This window comes from Phycisphaerae bacterium (genome assembly GCA_018003015.1).
Taxonomy (GTDB): domain Bacteria; phylum Planctomycetota; class Phycisphaerae; order UBA1845; family PWPN01; genus JAGNEZ01.
Genome location: JAGNEZ010000002.1, coordinates 228,103 through 248,072, shown reverse-complemented (window position 1 = coordinate 248,072; position 19,970 = coordinate 228,103). Strand labels below are relative to the sequence as shown.

At 63.3% G+C, this 19,970-nt stretch carries 14 protein-coding genes; 3 read left to right on the top strand and 11 right to left on the bottom strand.

The annotated features are described in order from the left end of the window. Positions 1–154: 154 nt before the first annotated feature. The 8 genes from KA354_01850 to KA354_01815 form a co-directional block, all read right to left on the bottom strand. Entirely contained in the window at positions 155–1,021 is an 867-nt protein-coding gene (locus KA354_01850; GenBank protein MBP7933367.1) for a hypothetical protein, read from the bottom strand. A gap of 10 nt (positions 1,022–1,031) precedes the next feature. Beyond that, positions 1,032–1,826, bottom strand: coding sequence for an ABC transporter ATP-binding protein (locus tag KA354_01845; GenBank protein ID MBP7933366.1), 795 nt, complete (start codon positions 1,824–1,826; stop codon positions 1,032–1,034). A 143-nt stretch (positions 1,827–1,969) separates the two neighbouring features. Beyond that, positions 1,970–3,007 carry an ABC transporter permease gene (locus tag KA354_01840; GenBank protein MBP7933365.1) on the bottom strand — a complete coding sequence of 346 codons (1,038 nt, stop codon included), beginning with the start codon at positions 3,005–3,007 and terminating at the stop codon, positions 1,970–1,972. A 63-nt stretch (positions 3,008–3,070) separates the two neighbouring features. Beyond that, positions 3,071–4,804 (bottom strand): OmpA family protein, encoded by a 1,734-nt coding sequence (locus KA354_01835; protein ID MBP7933364.1) that lies wholly within the window; start codon positions 4,802–4,804, stop codon positions 3,071–3,073. A 73-nt stretch (positions 4,805–4,877) separates the two neighbouring features. Further along, entirely contained in the window at positions 4,878–5,738 is an 861-nt protein-coding gene (locus KA354_01830; GenBank protein MBP7933363.1) for a VWA domain-containing protein, read from the bottom strand. 52 nt (positions 5,739–5,790) lie between these two features. Next, positions 5,791–6,255: a hypothetical protein gene (locus tag KA354_01825; GenBank protein ID MBP7933362.1), complete on the bottom strand. Its 465-nt coding sequence runs from the start codon at positions 6,253–6,255 to the stop codon at positions 5,791–5,793. 77 nt (positions 6,256–6,332) lie between these two features. Next, on the bottom strand, positions 6,333–8,180 hold the full coding sequence (locus KA354_01820) for an ATP-binding protein (protein MBP7933361.1): 1,848 nt from the start codon (positions 8,178–8,180) through the stop codon (positions 6,333–6,335). Positions 8,181–8,261: 81 nt separating this feature from the next. Beyond that, positions 8,262–9,038, bottom strand: coding sequence for a PspA/IM30 family protein (locus tag KA354_01815; protein ID MBP7933360.1), 777 nt, complete (start codon positions 9,036–9,038; stop codon positions 8,262–8,264). A 193-nt stretch (positions 9,039–9,231) separates the two neighbouring features. Here KA354_01815 and KA354_01810 point away from each other — a divergent pair, with 193 nt between their 5' ends. The 3 genes from KA354_01810 (at position 9,232) to KA354_01800 (ending at position 16,781) form a co-directional block, all read left to right on the top strand. Continuing rightward, on the top strand, positions 9,232–10,179 hold the full coding sequence (locus KA354_01810) for a GNAT family N-acetyltransferase (GenBank protein ID MBP7933359.1): 948 nt from the start codon (positions 9,232–9,234) through the stop codon (positions 10,177–10,179). Next, complete coding sequence (locus tag KA354_01805) at positions 10,176–13,625, top strand: right-handed parallel beta-helix repeat-containing protein (protein ID MBP7933358.1); 3,450 nt, start codon at positions 10,176–10,178, stop codon at positions 13,623–13,625. Before KA354_01810 ends, KA354_01805 begins: the two co-directional genes overlap by 4 nt. Positions 13,626–14,006: 381 nt before the next feature. Beyond that, positions 14,007–16,781, top strand: a complete 2,775-nt coding sequence (locus tag KA354_01800; protein ID MBP7933357.1) for a fibronectin type III domain-containing protein — start codon at positions 14,007–14,009, stop codon at positions 16,779–16,781. A gap of 67 nt (positions 16,782–16,848) precedes the next feature. On the opposite strand, the gene KA354_01795 is transcribed toward KA354_01800, so the two are convergent. From KA354_01795 to KA354_01785, 3 genes are read right to left on the bottom strand one after another with little or no spacing between them, the layout of a single operon-like run. Further along, the gene (locus KA354_01795; protein ID MBP7933356.1) at positions 16,849–17,742 is read right to left on the bottom strand and encodes a DUF3473 domain-containing protein; all 894 of its coding nucleotides are present in this window, start codon (positions 17,740–17,742) and stop codon (positions 16,849–16,851) included. Beyond that, positions 17,742–18,932 (bottom strand): ATP-grasp domain-containing protein, encoded by a 1,191-nt coding sequence (locus KA354_01790; GenBank protein MBP7933355.1) that lies wholly within the window; start codon positions 18,930–18,932, stop codon positions 17,742–17,744. The genes KA354_01795 and KA354_01790 overlap by 1 nt, the downstream gene beginning before the upstream one ends. Before the next feature lie 15 nt (positions 18,933–18,947). Continuing rightward, positions 18,948–19,940, bottom strand: a complete 993-nt coding sequence (locus KA354_01785) for a polysaccharide deacetylase family protein (GenBank protein MBP7933354.1) — start codon at positions 19,938–19,940, stop codon at positions 18,948–18,950. Positions 19,941–19,970 lie beyond the last annotated feature (30 nt).

The following is a 19,970-nucleotide window of genomic DNA, read 5'->3' as shown; positions in this document are numbered from 1 at the left end:
CCCGCATCTCCGCCCCCCGCCTGCAGGGCAGCCGTCGAACTGACGACCGATAAGACCGCCAAGAAAAGGGGCACAAGGGCCGCCTGCTTCATCCCACACTGCCGCATACTCTATTGTAGGATCTTTCCGGGTATCGCTGCCCCGCTCGAAGCCACTACTGGAGCAGTTTCTCGGTCCGCAGAAGCTCGGGAACGGTCTCATCAGGAATCCCGAGATCCGTGGCGAATTGCAGCTCATTCATCGTCCGCTCGGTCTGAACCATGCTGGACGCCACCTGGTCCACCTGAGCCGAAATGAAGTCGGGCTCTTGGCGATTCACCGCCAACTCGCTGAGCGAGCGGATCTTGTTCTCGAGCCGTTCCAGTTCCAGTTGAACCAGTTCGCAATTGGCCTTTGCTTTCTGGTAATTGGCCAGCCGATCCCGGGAGGTCTGAAGGTTGTCCTCCAGGGCCTTGGCGAATCGTTGCCGTTGGACTTCGTCGCTAACCCCGGTTACGGCCTTGAGCCGCTCCTCGAGGCTGGCGATATCCCTCTGGATCTGGGCCTCGCTGGTCTTCTGCAGAAAGCGCTCGATGGAATACTGGGTGTAGAGCATCCGCAGGTAGATCCACAGAAGTCGATCCAGGCCGGCCCCCTGGGACTCCTCGAGGATGGCCGCGGGCTCGACCGCCTCCGGCCCTTTGAGCTGCTGGGCGATCTGGCGGAGCTCGAGGCACTGCGAACGAAGAAGACGAAATCGCTCGACCGACTTGGGCGGCAGGGACTGGATGATCGTCCGGTAGGTCTGCTGAGCCGTGTCCGTCCCCTGCTGCCGGAACACCTTGGCTTCATGGGCGTCCACGTAGGCCTGGAAACGCGAATGGGAGGCCAGCAGTCCGAGGTAGGTCACTTCGCCGGCCAGGACCAGCGGCACCCAGATGTCGGCCTGGCCGCTCAACATCGCGAAACCTATGGCTCCCGCGGTCACCAGCAGGTTCCAGCGGTTCAGGAAGGCGACCTTGAGATACTTGGCAAAGCGCATGCTAGCCGTCCTAGTCGCGACCTTCCTCGAGCTTGCTGATCAGATCCCGAATGAAAAACACCGTCTCCTGGAAACGCGGCTCGCGCTGCATCTCCCGGGACGGCCGGTCCGACGGCTCGATGGTCAACTCCTTGAGGATTGTACCCGGTGAGTTGCTCATCACGTAGACCCGGTCACCCAGAAAAACCGCTTCCTCGATGGAGTGGGTCACGAAGAAGACGGTGGCTTCCACCGATCGCCAGAGGCCGAGGAGGAGGTCTTGCATGTTCATCCGCGTCATCGGGTCAAGGGCCCCAAAAGGCTCGTCCATGAGGATAATCCGGGGCTCCAGGATCAGCGTGCGGGCGATGGCCACGCGCTGACGCATGCCACCGGAGAGCTCATGGGGGTACTTGTTGGCATCCTTGTCCACGTCCAGCCCGACGCGTTTGACCCATTCCCGGCCCAGCCCCTGGCGCTCCCTCCGGGGCATGCCCTGGCACTCCAGGCCGAAGGTCACGTTTTCCAGAACGGTGCGATGGTCAAAGCTCGTGTAGTCCTGGAAGACCATCCCGCGGTCCGCCCCGGGCTCCGTCACCGGCCGGCCCAACACCAAGACTTCGCCCGATGTCGCGGGATGCTGCGGCTCCAAGCCGGCAATGAGCCTAAGAATCGTGCTCTTGCCACAACCGCTGGGCCCAAGAACGCAGATGAACTCGCCCTTGTTTGCCAGATCCTCGACCACGAAGGTCACCTCTGTGATGGCCGTGTACTCGTTGGCTTGGCCGGGGTTGTAGGTTTTCGTCACCCGGTTGAACTGAACCACGTGGGGACGGGTCAGTTCCTCCGGCTTGCGGACGGCGGGTAGTACCTGGCCCACACCGACCGGCTGGGCCGAGAACCCTCTCAACGCAGTGCCAAGCGCGGCCGCGGCGGGTGCGGCGGTGACCGGGGCGAGCAGAGGATCACTCATGGTTTCTTCTCCGGGGCCGAAACCGAGGTGACAGGAAGCTCAACCCGCCGGTGGGAGCGCCAGAACAAGCCCTTCAGGTCCTCCCACAGATGCACGACGAAGCGCACCCCCGCGTGCAAGAAGCCGAAACCCCCGTATCGATGCGGGAACAGCTCTCGCTGGGCCCAATACAGGATCCGGTCGATCGCCAGGGCCACGACCGGAATGATCATCAGCACCAAGAGGATGTGCTCCTTCGGTCCGCGCCGCTGCGATGTGATGATGATGTCGCCCAATCCGCCGCTCTCACCGCCGAACTTCACCAGTTCAGCCAGCATGATGTACCCGAACGCCAGCCCGAACAGCAGGCGCAGAGAATTGAAGATGTCCGGCAAGGCCAACGGCACCAGGACCTTCATGATGATCTGCCGCCTTCGCGCGCCGAGCGTGTGGGCGGTATCCACGTAGCGCATGTCCACGTCGCGGACCGCCTGGGCGGAATCCGAGATGATGAAGGCGACACAGGCAATGAAGATGAACATGATCTTCTGCTGCTCGCCGATCCCGAAGAGCGAGAAAGTCAGCGGGATCAGGGCCGCGACGGGTATGTTCCGACCGAAGATCGAAAGCGGGGCGAAGAAGGCCTGGCACCAGGAGAAACATCCACACAACACCCCCAACGGAACGCCGATCAGCGTGGCCAGGCCGAAACCCAGAGCCACGCGCCGCAGACTGGCCAACGTGTTGCGCGTCAGGGCCCGGTCGAACCATAGCGTGTCGAAGGTGGCGAAAGTCTCCCCCGGGCTCGGCAGGACCGCCGGCCCCACGGTTCGGCTTTCCGCCTCGCCGCGGGTCACCAGCCACCAGACGCCCAGGCAGATGCCTAGGCAGAGGGCCCCGAAAAGGACCGATTGCCAAAGTGTCGGCTCACCGCGCACACGAAAAAGCCACCCGATCGGGCGCAAGACCCCGACGCCGGCGGCCCCCGGGGCAACTGCCGCCGGCCCAGGCTCCGCCGCTGCCGACGAGGCCGCGGAAGAAGGCTGTTCACTCATCGCCCGACCCGCTCTTTCGTGTCGTCACCCAGATCCTCCCTCACCCCTGTCCTGGTGGCTCGATCATCCTTTCTCCGCCGGGTAGACCTTGACCTCGACCCGGCGGTTCTTGGCGTGGTTGTCGGGGTCATTGGCGTCGGCCGGCTTGTCCCAGCCCACTCCTTCGACGGCGAACTGGTTGGGATCCATCTTGAACTTGTTGACCAGTTCTTCCTTGACCGCGTTGGCCCGCTGCAGCGAGAGCTCTTTGACCATTGTGGCGGGAATTTGATTCCGCATCGAGCCGTCGGTGTGTCCCTGAATGATGATCCGGGCGGCACCGAACTGGGCGGCCAGCTTGGCGATGTCCTCGAGAATGAAATCCACGTTGGGGTCGTACAGCTCCTCGACGTCCTTGCCTTCCCGCTTCTTGGCCACCTTCTTCCGAAGTTCCCAGCTGTTGGGGAAGAAGTGAATGAAGACGGTGTTGGTCAGGATTTCGTCCTCGGCCTTGATGCTGCCCGGCGTGGTCGGAGTGAACTGGACCTTGTACTCGTCTTTTTGGGAGGAGTACTTCTCTTCCTGGCCGAGCTTCTCGATGACCGAGGAGTCCATCACCTGATCGAACGGCACCTGCGGATTCCTGACCGCCCCGATCTTGCGATACAGGTAGTAGGATTGATTCCAGATCCGCTCGAAGTTGGCCGGATTGTTCTGATTGCGGAAAAACTGGTAGTTCTCGGCCCAGTTCGTGCTGTGGGCGTCGCCGAGCATGTTCAGGGCGTCGGACGCAGGAATGTTGTACCCCTGGGCCATCAGCTCCGCGACGTGCTTTCTGGCCGCCTCATCCTTGAGCGTGACCATGGCGTCAAAGATGCCCCGGACAATCCCCTCGCAGATGCCCGGATGATCCTTGGCGAAGTCGGCTCGGGCAAACCAGACGTCGGCGATGAGCTTGTTGGCCGTGGCCGTGGTCACCAGCAGCCGGTTGCCCGCAACCTTCTCGAGATTGTAGATGTCCGGCGCCCAGGAGACGGCACCGGCGATATCCTTCTGGGTGTTGAATGCCGCAGCGGCCTGGAACGCATCCTCGGTGAAAACCATGTTGACTTCGGAGGGCTGGAGACCGCCCGCCACCAGCATGTTCAGGGCAAAGTAATGCGACGGCGAGTTCTGAGCCAGCACCAGCTGCTTGCCGCGAAGATCGGCCACCGTCTTGATGGCGTCGCGGACCACGATGCCGTCGCCGCCGTTGGACCAGTCCACCTGCTGGTAGATGCGGGGCATGACCCGGCTGTCACGAGGCTTGCCGGTGGAATCGACGAAGCCCTCGACGAACAGCGGAACCATGTCCAGCGTGGCCCAGCCTATATGCACGTCGCCGGAAGCATAAGCATCGCGCATGGCCACCGGGTTGTCGATGAGCACAAGTTCGACCTTGAACTCCTGCCCGTCGGCCGTCTTCCAGACCTGGTTGGGCTTGAAGCCTTCATTGGCCAGAATGATCGGAGCCCAGCCAGCCCAAACATTCAGGGCGAAGCGGACGGTGTTGTCCACCAGTGGCTTGTACGCGCTGGTACCCTTGACCTCCGGCAGACGCTCCGAGGCCTTGAAGGTGTATTCCTTGACCGTGGTCACGCCGCTGGCGTCACTGGCGTTCTCGACCTGCTGGGCCGGAGGCAACTGCATGGGGCCGCCCGTGTCGGCCTTCCTCTCCCGCGGGGCGATGAGATCGCTCCGGTAGATCGCGAAGCCCACCAGCGCGGCGACCACCAGGGCCAGCGCCACAAAGAACGGTGCCTTGGGTTGTCCTGCCATGACTTGACCTCCATGTTGCTGGACCTTGCGGGCCGAACGCCCGCCGTTCCACTCGCCTTCGTCTCCACACCCGCTACTTCTCGACGGGCATCTGCTCCGCCAGGATCCGCTTCTCGTAGATCTCAGACAGCTTGGCCTGCAGTTGGGCCCCGTCGGCCGCTTCAACCACATGCCCGTTTACCCTGTTCAGGAAACCAAAGTACTTGGCCGAGGTGTCGAACGCAACAAAATGAAGCTCGACCTCGCCCTTGGTCTGGGCATACAACTGCTGAGCGATCCGATCCGGCCGCGGCCCCACCGTGTTCTCGCCGTCGGTGATGCACACCAGATGCTTGCGCGTGCAGCCGGACTGGTAGAGAGCCTTGAATCCGGCAGTCAGCGCCTCGCCAATGGCAGTCCCGCCGCCCGGACGACCAATGGAGCTGACCGCCGCGTCGGCCTGATCGGCCCTGAATTCGCCCATCGGCAAGATCTGCACCGGTGAACTGGAGAAACGGTAGATCCCCACGTTCAGAAGCCGGTCAGTGTGGTTCTTCTGCCATTGGGCCGTGTAAGCCACAATCCGCTTCAGGGCCTCCTGAGCCAGGACGTACTTCTGCTGCCAACCGCCGGTTGAGCCTCGGACCGACTGCTCCATGCTGCCCGAGGTATCGATCAGGATCGCCACGGCCGTGCACACCCGCTGCTCGGCTTCCGGCAGGGGAATGGTCGAACCACCGGCTGGAGGTGCCTGGGTCGATACCACTCCCGACTTGCTCGGGGGCGGTGACACCTGGCGGCCGTCGCAGCCGCCGAGCACCCACTTGGCCATGAAGGCAACGATCACCACGAACATGACGGCCCGTATGCCCGCCACATGAACCCGGCTGACGTCCGACCCCGCAGTCCACCGCCGTCGCGGGAAAAACCTGCGCCCCAAGCCGCCATGTCTCATGGCCCATCCTCCTCGCCTTCGCGCAATCCATGGCCCATGGGAGGATCCAGAGTCAACCCTGGAACACGCTCTTGGGCCGGTTCTCGCACATTGCATGCATCATCTGCATGATGTCGTACGCGGTGAGCTCACACAGGAGCTCGGTGACTTTCGCGTGCAGCGCGTCATTGAGCCTGGGCTCCACCTCTTTCATGAGCTTCACCAGCCGCTCTTCCTGGGCAGCCAGTTCGCGCTCCTCGATCACGCCGTCGGCCACGGCTTCCAGGAAACTGCGGAGCTGCCTGGCGTAGCGGTCGATCAGCGGTCTGTGGGAGGCACCGTCCAGCCAACTCAGGCGGGATCCCCTCTTGGCCGGAGCAGCCTTGGCCGCCCTCCCGGCCGTCTTCTTGGCCCTCGGGCCGGGCTTGGACTTCCCCCTGGCGGTGACCTTGCCCTTCGCCGGCCCCTTCTTGCCTGCCGACCTGGCGGCGACGGCTTTCCTCGAGGCTGCCCTTTTCACTTTCTTCGTAGTCGCCATTTCATCGCCCTCATTTCATCGAACCCAGAACGATTCCAAGGAGACCGAACCGGGGTCGGACCGGCGTCCGACGGCCCTCAGTCCTTCAACAGGCTTCGAATGGCCATCATCCGCTCCTGGAGCTGGGCCCGGCCACCGGGCTCTGCAACCCTCGCGCGCCACTTGGGCGGCAGGAACGTCAGCTGGGTACATTCCAGCACCGCCGCCAGTTCCTGCAGCTCCTTCTCCAGACCGTGAGCTGACGGGATGAACTCGGTGAAGGCCTCCTGGACGTCCGTCTGGGCCAGTTCCGTTCGACCGGCCCCGAGAGCCTTCCGCCTGGCGGTCAGGACGATGCTCTCGATGTCCGCACCACTGAGCTGCCCCTGCGCGGTGATCGGCGGCAGCGTCTCAGGTCTGAGGACCACCTTGTTCTTCCGGGCCATGGCCAGGAACATCTCCCGAACCTCGGCCTCGTCCTGCGGATAGAACATCGGAATGTGCACCTCGGCCCGCCCCTGCCGTTTCAGGTCGATCGGAAGCAGGTCGGGCCGGCAAGTCAGCAGCATCCAGACAATCTTGCCGCGATAGCGGGTGTCGCCCATCTGGCTGGCAATCATGGAGAATACGCGGCTTGATGTGCCCGAGTCACCTTCCGCCGAGCGATTACCCAAAGCCGCGTCAGCCTCGTCAATGATGACCACCACCGGTCCGAGCGAACGAAGGACGGTCAGCACGTTCTCCAGATTACCCTCCGTCTCGCCCACGTACTTCGATCGGAAATTGCGGAGTTTCAGACAGGGAATGCCGACCGAGCCGGCGTAGCACTCGGCCAGGAATGTCTTGCCCGTGCCGACCGGCCCGCTTAACAGGTAGCCCATCGGGGCCGCCTCCAGCCGGTTGTGCAGAATGAGATCGGCATCGTCGCGCAGCCGCTGCTTGGCGGCGGCCTGGCCGGTGACCAAGTCGAGCGTGTGCGGCGGCTCCACGAACTCGACCAGCCCCTGGCACTGCCGCTCGATCATGGTCTTCTTGAGCTGTTTGAAACGCCCAGGATCCACACCCCGCTTCGCATGCCGGGCTTGGGACAGGACCACGTTGAGATTCACCAGACTCAGGCCATTGGACATGACGGCCAACTCGGCCGGGGACATGTTTTGGCCCGTCGGCGGACCACTCGTCGAGCCCTGCGCCTCCATCACCGGAGACGAACCGGACTTGCCGGCATCGACCTGGCCGGCCGCCCACCGGGCAAAGGCCTCCCGCGTCGTGATGTCGGGCAGTGGAATCTCAATCGCGGCCACATGAGGGCTCTGGACCAGCCGGTCGTTCACCTCGGAGAGCTTGTCCGCCACCAGGATGAACGCGACGTTGATGCGCTTGATGTACGGATTCTGGGCCCAGGACAGCATCCGGACAAGATTCGTGCCCTGCCCGCGGGCCAGCGCCCCCAGGTCGCCAGCCGGCGCCAGGTACTGGGCATAATCCAGAACCACGGCGATCTTCTTGCGCCGACCGGGATCATCCTCCAGCAGGTTCCGCTCGATCAGCGCGTCCAGCAAAAGGAGCACTTTGTCGGGGTCGCGCGGCCAAGATGCCGGCTCGCCCATGCGTGCAGTCAAATACTGAACCATCTCCTTGAGACGGTCGGGATCGCCCCCACTCATCGGCCGCAATCCCTGCCCCAGATCATAGTGCAGGACCAAATGCCATGATCCAAACACCTGCGCCGCCAGGAACTCGGGCAGACCGCAATAGCCGCCATTCTCGTCGTTCGACAACGGGATCAGATCATGAACATTCCCGTGCAGAACGAACAGACAGGTCGTTCCGGAGAAGTAAGCCTCGGCCAGGGACCTTGCCCAGGCAGGGAAGAACGAAGGAAGATCGAAAGGACGGGCCACAAGTGATGAGTCGCAATGGGATACGGGCGCATTCTGCGTCATGGAACATCACTCCGCTCGGCAGAAAGCCGAAGTCCCTCCCGCAGGCAACGACATCCTCAGTCCAGCCGCTTCCTCCGACCCTCACTCATCGGTCATCACCTGCTTCTCCTTCGCCGGGCCGAGTTCCTTCGCCGTGTCCGTCACCTTGGCCGTCTCCGGGGTCACCAGGCCAGCCTGGATTTCGAAGTCGCGCAGAGCCTGGTCGGCCATGACCTTCTCCATGGCCTGCTCCTGCTTGATGTCAGCAATCCCGTCACCGGACAGATCGGCAGCCACGCGGGCCTTCGCTCGATTCAATCCGATCTTGTCCTGGATCACCTGCTCGATCTGGCCGAAATCCGTGGTCACGTCAAAGTTGAAGTCCGTGGCGAGCTTGGCCATCTCCGCCTCGGCCCGGCTCATCTTCAGTTCAGCGTCATACTTGGAAATCTTGTCGCGCACCTGAGCCAGTTTGCCGCTGGCATGCTTGATCTTGAGCAGGTTGTTGTTGTACGCCTCCTCATGAAGATTGAGCTGAGCCTCGTTCTCAGACAGCTCCTTCTTGGCCTTCTGCAGTTCGAGGGCGTACTTGCCAGCCGACTCCCGGTCGCCCGCCTGAAGATAGGCCTTCACCTTGGCCTCCAGGTTGGCAACGTGGGCCTTGTTCGCGGCAACCTGCCGGCCGACACGCTCGACCAGGCCCCGGTACTGCTCCAGGCCTTCCCGGCCTTCCTTCAGCTGATTGACGGCCAAGTCGTACTCGTACTGCATCTGGGCAATGGGGTCGGCTGTCCAGAAAAAGTTCGCGATCTTGTTGATCTGAGCCTTGATAGCGTGCCACAGCTTGCCTGCGATCATCTCGACACCTGGCCTTTCCATCCAAACAGGTCCAGCACACCGGGGGCGACGCAGCAGCGGCGAGCCGCCCCCGCGTCCACAGGTAACGAACTGCGCTACCCTTTCCTGTATAATCGACCCCTGGGCGAACGTCAACGAGAACCGTCTGGCATTTGCCCCCGATCACGGGTAGCTTTGGACCGGCGATTCCGCATATTCACGGGGAAACACCACGATGGCGACGAGTCAGACGAAGATCCGCACACTCATCGGCTCCGATGTCGGCAACGTCCTGGCAATCTGGAATCGAGCCCTGAGACGCGACCCGATGACGGAAGGGCGTTTCGTGGCCGGGATTCTGGCCGATCCCGACTACTGGGCAGGCGATGATTCCGGCTTCTTCTTGGCCACCAGCCACGACCGGCCGGTAGGCTTCCTCCGGGCGATCATCCGGCGACTGCCCAACGATCGCATCGGCCTCGAGCCCGAGGTGGGCTGGATCCCGATCGTGGCCGTCGACCCTGACCATCAGCGGGCGGGAATCGGCACCGACCTCATGGAGGCCGCCCTGGCCTACTTCCGCCGTCACGGCCGCAAACGCATCTGGGTCTGCGGCGGCAGCGGCTCCGCGCCAGGCTACATCTTCCCAGGCGTGGACAAGGACCTGTACCCCGGCGGACTCGCTCTCTTCAGGAAAACTGGCTTCAGCACCAACCGCGAATCAGAGTCCATGGCCCGAGAGATCGTCGACTTCGAGGTGGACAGGTTCCGTGCCGAGGCCTGGGCAACCGGCGATGATGTCAAGGTCGTGTCGCTCGTGCCCGAGTTGGTGCAGGATTTCGTCGAGTTTCTCGCCGAGTCGTTCCCCGGGGACTGGAACACCGCTGCCCGGGCGAAGATCCGCGCCGGACTGCTCCACGAGGTCCTGGTCGCAATCATTGACCGACAGGTCGTCGGGTACTGCCAGTGGGAAGGTGAACACTTCGGCCCGTTCGGCGTGAGAGAGAACCTGCGAGGCCGGCGCGTTGGAGCCAAGCTCTTCATCGAGGCCGTCCAACGAATCCGCGAAGCCGACGGCCGCACCGTCTGGTTCAACTGGGCTGAAGAGAAGGCGGCCAGGTTCTACCGGCGATTCGGCCTCGAGGCCACCCGGCGGTTCGTCATCTTCGAGAAGAAGCTATGACCCCAGGAACCACGATTGCGGCAGGCCGGTCCGGACAGCTGACCGCCCGTCTACCGTTGGCCGCCTTGACTATCTTTCTCCTGCTGGCCCCCCTCGCCTCGGCAGCCGAGTACTTCGTCAAGCCGGATGGACACGACGAGACCGGCGGTACAAGCCCCGATTCCGCCCTGCGCACCATCCAGAAGGGAGCAGACCGCCTGGCCCCCGGCGATACCTTGACCCTCGCCCCGGGAGAGTACCTCCAGCGGTTCACCATGCGACGATCCGGCACGGCCGAGAAGCCCATCACCATCCGGGCAGCCATCCCTCAGTTCTCTGTCATCCGAGGAAATGAGATCGTCAGGGGCTTCCGGAAGGTCGAGGGCATGCGCTTCATCTGGTCGATCCCCCGCAGTCGCCCCGTCTACCGAGTCCTGGAGCGGGACACGCAAACCGCCTATCTGGAGGCTCCTGCGCTGGTCGACATGGACCAGTTCAGGCGGTCTCACCTGTATGACCCCCGTGCGAAGATCCTGTACATCCACACCAGCGACGGCCAGCCCCCCGACCAGCACGTCATCGCCGCCACCGTCATCCCAGCCTATGGCGTGGAGATTACCGGAGAGTACGTCCACGTCGACGGCCTGGTGATCGAGGGCTTCTTTCCCACGCAGATGCGGGACTCGGGTCGAGGCTTCGGCATGTCGGTCACAGGCCAGCAGCATGAGATCCGACGATGCGGATTCCTGTTCAACGGCGGCGGAATCACCATCAACGCCAGGAAATGCGTGATTCGCGACAACCTCTTGATCGGGAATCTCAATCCGGGTTACGGCGAACTCGCCCAGATCTACTGCACGGGGCAGAGCGAGGGCGTGCGAATACTCAACAACACGCTCCTGAATGCCCAGATGTATGGCATCCGCAACTACGGTCAGCCCTCGGATGGCGAGGTCGCGGGCAACATCGTCAAGGACCATGCGATCGGGATCGACTTCAAGGCCAGCAAGGGAAAAAGATCTGCAGTACGTAACGTCTCCGTGGGCTGCAGCCACTTCAGTTGGTATTCCGGCGCGTTCGGAAACGATCTCCGGGAAGACCACAACACCCTGCAGGCGCCGGGTTTCTGGGCCCAAGGCCCCCAACCATGGATGGGCAAGCACACCCTGTTCTTCGGACCTGACCAGGGCGATCCGCGATTCGCGGCCCCGGATCACCTCGACTACCGCCTGCAGGCCGACAGCCCGTTCCGCGGCAGAGGACCGGACGGAGCCGATCTTGGCGCCCATCCCTTCGAGCCGAGTGTGTTCTTCGTCGGTCCGACGGGCAACGACAGCAACAGCGGACTGAGCGTCAACCAGGCCTTCAAGACCGCCGGCCGGGCGATGCGCGAATGCCGTCCCGGCGTAACCGTCTACCTGCTCGAGGGCGAGTACCGTGAGCCGGTGCGCCCGGAGACATCCGGCACAGCCGAGAGGCCGGTGATGATCCGGGGGCGGACCCTTGGACCGAACGTCTCCGTCAACCGTCTCGATCTGAGCGGACTGCAGCATGTGTGGGTCGACAACCTCGGGATCAAGGAAGGCGCAGTCCTCCGCGACACAACGAATATCCGGCTGGACCGCTGCCGCCTGCTCACAGCAGCCGGCGATGCCCTCACCGTCGAGAACGGAGCCGACATCTGGCTCCGTCGACTCAGCGTGTCCAGCACCACCGGATCCGCAATCCGGCTGAGAGGCGTCTCCAAAGACGTCAGAATCACCAGCTCAATCCTGCACGCCGCGGCCGGGCGCTCGCTGGACACCAGCATCGATCACACCCGCGGCCTGTTCTGCGAATACAACGACTACTCCTGCCCTCCCCCGCTGGCGATCGTCAACGGCCGACCCGCCCAGGACCTGACGGCTTTGCAGAGGTTGACCGGTGGGGATCGATACAGCCTCGCGGCCGAACCGCGATGGTCGGATCCGGATAGCCTCGCCTCGATCGAGCCGGATTCGCCGTGCGTGGCGGCCGGCGAATTGTGCTACAACATCGGAGCAGGCCAGACCGCGAGCAAACCGATCGAACCTCAAATTGCCGAGATCCAACTTCGCGACGTGACGCCAACGACCGCCAGCCTCACCTGGTGGACGCCTTACACGTCGAACGCCACTTGGCGAACACCACTGGATTGGAGCGCCGATCATCCCGTACACAGCGAGATCCACTACGGAACGAATTCGACCGCCAACGGTCGACAGTACTCGTTCGGGGACCTGTACCATCAGGTCACGCTGCATGATCTCAGACCCGGTACGTTGTATCAGTTCAAGATCGTGATCCCCGACCGCCCATGGCGGGACAGCATCCGACAACCGTACGCGGCAGCCGCCCCCCGAACCGGCTGGCGCGGAGCGGAAAGCCAGACCCTGGCCTTCAAAACACCCACGGTCGCCGAGTGGAAGCCGACACGCCGAACGTTCTACGTCGCCCCGACGGGCAGCGAAGCCAATCCCGGCCTGGACGAACGGGCCCCTACTACCCTCACCGCGGTCAGCGATCGCGTGCGAGCCGGCGACACGGCAGTCCTGCTCGACGGCATCTACCACGAGATGTTCGCCCCGGCGGCCACCGGAACCCAGGACGCCCCCATCACACTCAAGGCCCGATCACCCGGACGCGCCTGCCTGGACGGAAGCACATTCCTGCGGCCGGCCGCCATCGCCCTCTTCTGGAAGGACCAGATCGTCATCGACGGACTCGTCATCCGACGTTTCGCGGACAAGGCCTACGGCGACCGGGCGGGACTCTGCTCCAGCCAGGTGTTCCTCGCCCGGTGCGGCGAGGTCACGATCCAGAACTGCGTCCTGGCAGGCTGGGGCATCGGATACGGCCACGGTATCGTGGCTCGCGGCGGTGACCACATCACCATCCAGAACTGCGTCATCACCGGATTCGCCCACGCCGCCAACGCCCGGCAAACCCGAGCATTCACCCTGACGGGCAACACCTGGTATGTGCCGCTGATCGACTGCTTCAACCTCGATGGGCGAGTCGTCGTCAAGAACAACCTGTTCTTCGGCCAGGAACCACAGAAGGTGGTCAACTTCATCCCCATGGTCTGCACCAAGCGCCCAACCGAATCCGACTACAATACGTTCTACTTCGGCCCCGGCAACGAGGCACGATACATCGGCTATGGACTGAACCGCCGTCGTGAACGCGACATGGGCGGCGTGAGGCGCATCCAACAGGAACTGGGCCTTGAGCAACACAGCCTGGAGGCAACCACCCAAGACGTCCAATTGTCGGGCCCGGTACCCACCGAATACATGAACCCCGCCCTGCTCAATGCATTCGGAAACCGGATCAGGTCAGGCGAACTGATCCCGACGATTGAGATGTTCCAGTTGCCAGCCAGAAGCCGGCTCAGAACGGCGGGAGAGAACGGGCGGCCTATCGGAGCACAGCCTCCCGCCCGATGACGGTTCGTGACCTGCGTCGCCGGGCCGATGGAAACCCGAGCCTCGAGCGACTCCGGTCCGCATATCAGCCCCCCCCCCGCACCCGCCCGATCCCGACGCGCCGTGTCCTCATTATCGGCTGGCCGGACCCCCCACGATCATCCCGACGACAGGGTTCCGCGAGCCCTCATAACCTGCACAATCCACACCAACGCTCGAGAATGCCCCAATTCTCTCGGCGGCTCCCGGTTGCGTTTGACATTCAACCACAGATATCCCAAGTTTACACTCGGAGGCTCTGAAAGCGGGTGGAAGCAACCCCACGCCTTTTCAGAGACGTCCGGAACAGTGACGCCAAGCGGCCGCCTGACGGGCTGCGTCAACAGAACCAGGAGGGGCGATATGGGCGCCTTTTCGTGTGCATGGACCGTTCGTCGTGTTGGAGTGGCTCAGCTCTGCGGCTTCCTGATCATCGCCAATCTCGGCGGCACTTGCGAGGGCCCGGCTCTTCCGGTCCCCTCGTCGACCGGTAACGACGCGATCGATCCGGCCAGCACCGACAGCACCGACAGCAACGTCGATGACAACCCGACCGATAATCAGGTCGCCGGATCGACGCCGAGCCTGCCCATCGGCCAGGTCCGCGCCCAGCCGACTGGCATGACCGCCACCGCTGTCGCCGCCCATCAGATCGACCTGACCTGGAAAGACAACTCCGCCGACGAAGAGGGTTTCCTACTCCAGAGATACTCCGCCGACTCGGGATGGACCGATCGAGCCACGCTGGCAGCGGACACGGTCACTTACTCGGACACCGATATTGCCGTCGAGACGAACTACTGCTACAGGGTGCTGGCCTTCAAGGGCGCCGAGCGAACCGCCCCCTCCCCCTTGGCCTGCACCAAGACCTCCCAGTTCGATGGCAGCGGCAACACCATCAATCCCGCGACGACCGGCAACGTTCCGCAAGGAGCCCCCACCGCTCTGACCACGACCCTCTCCGAGGCCAACGAAGTCTTACTCAACTGGCAGGACAACTGCTCGGACGAGGAGGGGTTCAGGATTCGTCGATTTGTCGCCGGCGGTAGCTGGGCGGATTATGCGACAGTCGCGGCGAACAGCACCAGCTACGTCGACACCAACGTCGTCGCGGGAACGAGCTACTGCTATCGCGTTCTGGCGTTCAAAGGAACGGTCCAGACGGGGGCGACGGGCGTTGCCTGCGCCTCGCCGGTCGCTGCCGGTACGGAACCCGAGCCCGGCACAACTCCGTCCCTACTGCCCGACGGCATTCCCAGCAACGTCGTCGTGACCGCCGTGGGACCCGATCAGATCCAGATCCAGTGGCAGGACAACTCCTCGAACGAGGATGGCTTCAAGATCACGCGATACACCGCCAACGACGGTTGGGTCGAGCTGGCCGAGACCGCCGCCGGAGCCACGCAATACACGGATCAGAGTCTGCAGGCCCAGACCAGCTACTGCTATCGGATCGCCGCCTTCAACGGCAACGGTACGACCACTTCCACAACCCTCAAGTGCGCGACCACCCCGGAAGCCCCAGCGATCCCCGGCGACGAGCCGAACACCAACACAACGACCGACGACGAAGCGTGTTACGTCAACTGCGCCAGTCCCGCCCCCTACCGGGCATTCCCAAGCGCGGAAGGCTTCGGCGCCCAGACCCAAGGCGGCCGCGGGGGCCGGATCCTGCAGGTCACGACACTCGCCGACTACGATCCCGGCGCTAACCCGCCCGAGGCGGTCATTCCGGGTAGCCTCCGCTGGGCACTGCAGGCCCAGACGGGACCACGAATCATCGTGTTTACCGTCGGCGGCACCATCTCGCTGAAGGGCACTCTGGACCTGGTAGGTGAAGCCGGCAGCTACGTGACCATCGCCGGCCAGACCGCCCCCGGAGACGGCATCCAGCTCGGCGGGTGGGGAATCCTGATCAAGAGCGGCGCTCACGATATCATCATCCGCCACTTGCGCGTCCGCCCAACCATACCGTCGACCATCATCAACGATCCCTACTACGTGGGCTTCCAGAAGAAAGCCCTGCAGATCTACGGAAAGGCCAACGTGGGAGACAGCCATGACATTATCCTCGACCATTGCTCGTTCGAGTGGGGACTCGACTCCTCCGTGGGCATCCGAGACGCGAGAAGGGTGACCATGCAATGGTGCATCATCGGGGAGGGCTCCGCGTACGGCGACGCTCTCCCGACCGGCGTCTACGCCGGAAATCCTGCCCTCGCTCGCCCCGGGACCCCCAGCCAGGGAATGACCGTTGACTCGCAGACCCGATACGACGACTTCCTGACCGTCCACCATTCACTGTTCATCCACAACAGCCACCGAAACATGGGCATGGGCTCGAACGGGTGCGTGGTCGAGTTCATCAACAACTTCGTGTACAACCACAACGTCGGCACCTTTGCCTGCCAGGTCAAGGGCATCAAGGAAACCACCCGGGTCAACTTCATCGGCAACTCCTATCTCAGCGGCCCCAGCCGCCCCGAGAAGTGGCGCCAACGCCCGCTGGCACTCACCGAGTACAACGATGTGGAACATAATGCGAATGACACCCCGACCAGCCACTGCTTCTACGTGCAAGACAATCTCGACGACTACTTCCGCACCAGGACGTCCGAGCCCGAGTGGGCGGTGGCGGCCTGGGTCCATTGGCCGGGCTACAATGCCCCGCCCACACCCCCGTACGTGAGCAGCTACTTCTACAACCCGCTGCCCGAACTCTACCGAGCCACCAGCCCGTTCGCTGGGGCAGCTATCCCGGTCACCGTTCACACGGCGAGCACGCTCGAATCGAGGCTCGCCCCGGCAGTGGGCGCCACCCTGCCTCACCGTGATTCGGTCGACAACCGCCTGATCAACGAGTGGCGCACCAGAACCGGGGCCCAGGGCATTGGCGGCAACCAGCAGCCACCTGCCTGGGATGTGAATGGCAACCTGATCCGCAGCGGCTGCGATCCTCTGCCCACGCTGAGTTCAGGCACGCCACCGGCCGACACGGACCGCGATGGGATGTCCGACGACTGGGAGATCGCCCAAGGACTGAATCCCAACAGCGCGGCGGACGCCAAGACCGACCCGGACAGCGACGGGTACACCAATATCGAGGAGTATCTCAACTACCTCGCCGGCGAGGAATAACCGAGTTGGCTCGATCGGAACCGCGGCCGGCGCGCAGATCCACCGTTCGACCCAAAGCCACCGTCCCTCAGGATCGGGCGGCGGGGTCGGAGGTCAGATCGGCAACAACCTGCTCGATGGTGGAGAACTGGTAGCGGGAAAAGAGACGGCGGAGTTTGGAGAGAGTGTGCTTCCGCCAGAGGCGTTGATGGTAGTTGAAGAACACGTAACTGAGCCGCTGCTGGAGACCCATGCCCGGTAGCGGCTCGATCACGGGGTCGGTGATGACCTCGTAGGGATGCAGGTACACGACGGCCGGTAGCCCCTCGGCGTGCAACCGCCGAAAGGCCGAATCGGTAAGCCACAGGGGAAAGTGCCGCAGGTAGCCCCCGCCGCAAACCGGCCAGCGCCGCCCCAGCCAGGTCACCGTGCTCATCGGCAGCTCCCACAGCGTCCGGCCGTCGGCAGCACGATACTGGTACAAGCCCCGAGACCCCGCCGGAATGCCGTAGCGCCGGCCCTGGAAGGGATAGATCGAAGAGTCGTATTTGAAGCCCAGATCAACGAGAATGTCGAGCGCCCAAAGCGTGGACTCGACGATCGAGAAAGCCACTGCGCGGTGAGCGTCGGCCGTCCGGCCGGCGATATCCTCGACCAGCTTCTTGGCTCGCTCGATCGACTGCCGAAACTGTTGCGGGCTCTGCCGGTAGATGTGCAAATGATAGTAGCCGTGGATGCCCAGGTGATGACCCTGGGCAGCGATCCGGCGAACCAGATCGGGAAAATGCTCGGCGATCTCGCCCAGAATGAAGAACGTCGCCTGGACCCGGCATTCCGCCAGCAGATCCAGAACGCGATCCGTGGCCCGAACGGCCTCCTCCGCGGGCGGAACAATGCGATCCTGAAAATCCAGGGCAAGCTGATCGTGGTAATCCTCCACGTCGACCGACATGACGTTCACGATCGTGTCCGGTTTCATCATCACTGACGAGCCTGCCCCAGACGATAACGGAACGCACGCTCCCGGGCGTTAAGGATAATCAGGGCGTTCTCCAGAAGATAGCCGATCATAGGGCCGGGATCGCGAAGCGACCAGAGGTTGTCCGTGGTGCTGGGATCAAAGAAGTCAAAGAAGCTCGGCCTGGTCCTGAACCGCTGCCCCCTCGCGGTCAAAAACCACAACGCATCCCCGGCCAGAAAACGAAGATAGCGGTCGGTCTTGTACCCGAGCACCGGCCGGACCTTCTTGCCGCAGGCCATGCGGTGGAGAATCTCCGGAAAATCGACGCCGGCGATGGCGCACATCCGGAAGCTCTCCGGGAACCGAGGGTTAATCTCCATGATCTTCGGCGCGTTGTCGCGCACGTCATGGATGAAGTCGAAATCACACATCCCGAACCAGCCAATGCCGCGGGCCAGCCGGGCCGCGTGATCCAGCAGCTCCGGGTAGCGGACACTCTTGTTCAACACGCTGGAGCCGCCGGCGGGCGGATAGTATCGAATCTTGTTGTAGGCCACTCCCGCCAGCAGCGTGCCGTCCCGGTCGAGAATGATGTCCGCCTTGTACTGCATGCCGGTGTGCGGAATGAACTCCTGCACAAACGTCCGCCCGAATGCCCGGAACACCTCGTCATACGTCCGAACCAGATCACCCCGGTCGTGGACACAGTGGATGCCCCGGGCGCCGTTCGCGACGGCTGGCTTGACCAGAACCGGGTACTCGACCTCGCGGGCGATCTGATCCAGACTCCGCTCCTCGGGATACCAGGTGTTGGGCAGAGGCACGCCACAGCGGGCCGCCGCCTTCATGGTCTCAATCTTGTCACGGCCGAGCCGAAACGTGTCGTAGGGCACGACCACCAACCTCGAATACCGCGCAAAGTCATCCCGATGCTGTGAAACAAGGCCGGTCACGATATCACCAAGCGGCACGATCATCTCGAACCGCCGGCGCCGAACGAGACGGAGCAGGAAGGCCAGGCAGGCATCCGGTTCGTGCACCTCGCTGGGCATGGCAATCCGCTCACGAACCGACCGCGAGTAGAACGACGCGCAGCAGCGCCTGCTGGACGCCGCCACCACGCGGAAACCGCGGCGATGAAACGACTCGGCCACGGGCAGCGAGCTCTTGGCCTCAGCCTCGAAAACCAGAATTTCAGGACGCTTGGACACGCCGGAAACGAACCTTCACCCGAGAAACCAGAGAAGCAGGATGGCCACCATACTCGCCGCCAGCACCCCGGTAATCAGGACCATGCGCCGCATGGACAGGTGCCCACCCGGAATGAACCGCAGAATGACCTTCCGAAGCGGCAGCCACCAGGCCGGCCCCAGAATCCGCCCCGGCAGCCGCTTGATGAACGAAAGCGGTCGGCGCTGGGCGATCCCCCAGGGGCTCATCGCGGTGATAAACTGGCCAAGCGTGAACTCACCCTCGACATTGACTCGGTGCAGCCCGTAGCGGTTCGAGCCCGGACGGACGAAACCCGGGTTGGAGACCCACACGGCCCGGTAACCCACTTCCCGGGCAACCTGCATGACCTTCGCGTTCCACCAGTTGCCGGGAATGGCGAGATACTCGACCGGACGAGAAAGAAGCTGCTCGAGCTGCCGCTTGGACCCAGCGAGTTCGTTGCGAATCTCATCCTCTGCCAGACCGCGGAGCGGCCGGTGAGTCACGCTGTGAGATTCGAACTCGACGACGCCCCCATCCAGGGCCTTCATCTCCTCCTCCGTCAGCCGGGGTTCGTATCCCGCACCGATGTCGAACACGTAGGCGGATGGATCGGTGGTCACGAACACCGTGGCCTTGGCTCCGAAACGCGCGAGCGAGGGAACGGCCAGCGAAGCGACACTCCGGCAACCGTCATCAAAGGTGATCAGCACCGCCCGCCGCGGCATGGGCAGTTCTCCGGCGGCAAACGCCCGCACCTGGCCGGCAGAGACACATTCATACCCGGCGGACTTCAGGTACTCCAGCTGCGCGTCAAAGGCATCCACAGGCAGAGCGAAGACGCGCTCCGTACCCCGAACCGAGCGATAGGCCTCACGAGGACTCAGGCGGTGATACATGAGACATACGAGCCGGGGACTGCGAGTCTCCCACAGGCACAGCCCGACCAGCCCGACAACCGACAGGGCCAGGATCGATGCGAGGATGATGACCAAACCGTGAAGCATGCGGGCTCAGATCAGCACGGCATCCCGGCG

Coding starts and splice junctions, on each gene's coding strand:
- KA354_01850 (MBP7933367.1), bottom strand. CDS start 1,021: ATGCGCTTTGCCAAGTATCTCAAGGTCGCCTTCCTGAACCGCTGGAAC.
- KA354_01840 (MBP7933365.1), bottom strand. CDS start 3,007: ATGAGTGAACAGCCTTCTTCCGCGGCCTCGTCGGCAGCGGCGGAGCCT.
- KA354_01835 (MBP7933364.1), bottom strand. CDS start 4,804: ATGGCAGGACAACCCAAGGCACCGTTCTTTGTGGCGCTGGCCCTGGTG.
- KA354_01830 (MBP7933363.1), bottom strand. CDS start 5,738: ATGAGACATGGCGGCTTGGGGCGCAGGTTTTTCCCGCGACGGCGGTGG.
- KA354_01825 (MBP7933362.1), bottom strand. CDS start 6,255: ATGGCGACTACGAAGAAAGTGAAAAGGGCAGCCTCGAGGAAAGCCGTC.
- KA354_01820 (MBP7933361.1), bottom strand. CDS start 8,180: ATGACGCAGAATGCGCCCGTATCCCATTGCGACTCATCACTTGTGGCC.
- KA354_01815 (MBP7933360.1), bottom strand. CDS start 9,038: ATGGAAAGGCCAGGTGTCGAGATGATCGCAGGCAAGCTGTGGCACGCT.
- KA354_01810 (MBP7933359.1), top strand. CDS start 9,232: ATGGCGACGAGTCAGACGAAGATCCGCACACTCATCGGCTCCGATGTC.
- KA354_01805 (MBP7933358.1), top strand. CDS start 10,176: ATGACCCCAGGAACCACGATTGCGGCAGGCCGGTCCGGACAGCTGACC.
- KA354_01800 (MBP7933357.1), top strand. CDS start 14,007: ATGGGCGCCTTTTCGTGTGCATGGACCGTTCGTCGTGTTGGAGTGGCT.
- KA354_01795 (MBP7933356.1), bottom strand. CDS start 17,742: ATGATGAAACCGGACACGATCGTGAACGTCATGTCGGTCGACGTGGAG.
- KA354_01785 (MBP7933354.1), bottom strand. CDS start 19,940: ATGCTTCACGGTTTGGTCATCATCCTCGCATCGATCCTGGCCCTGTCG.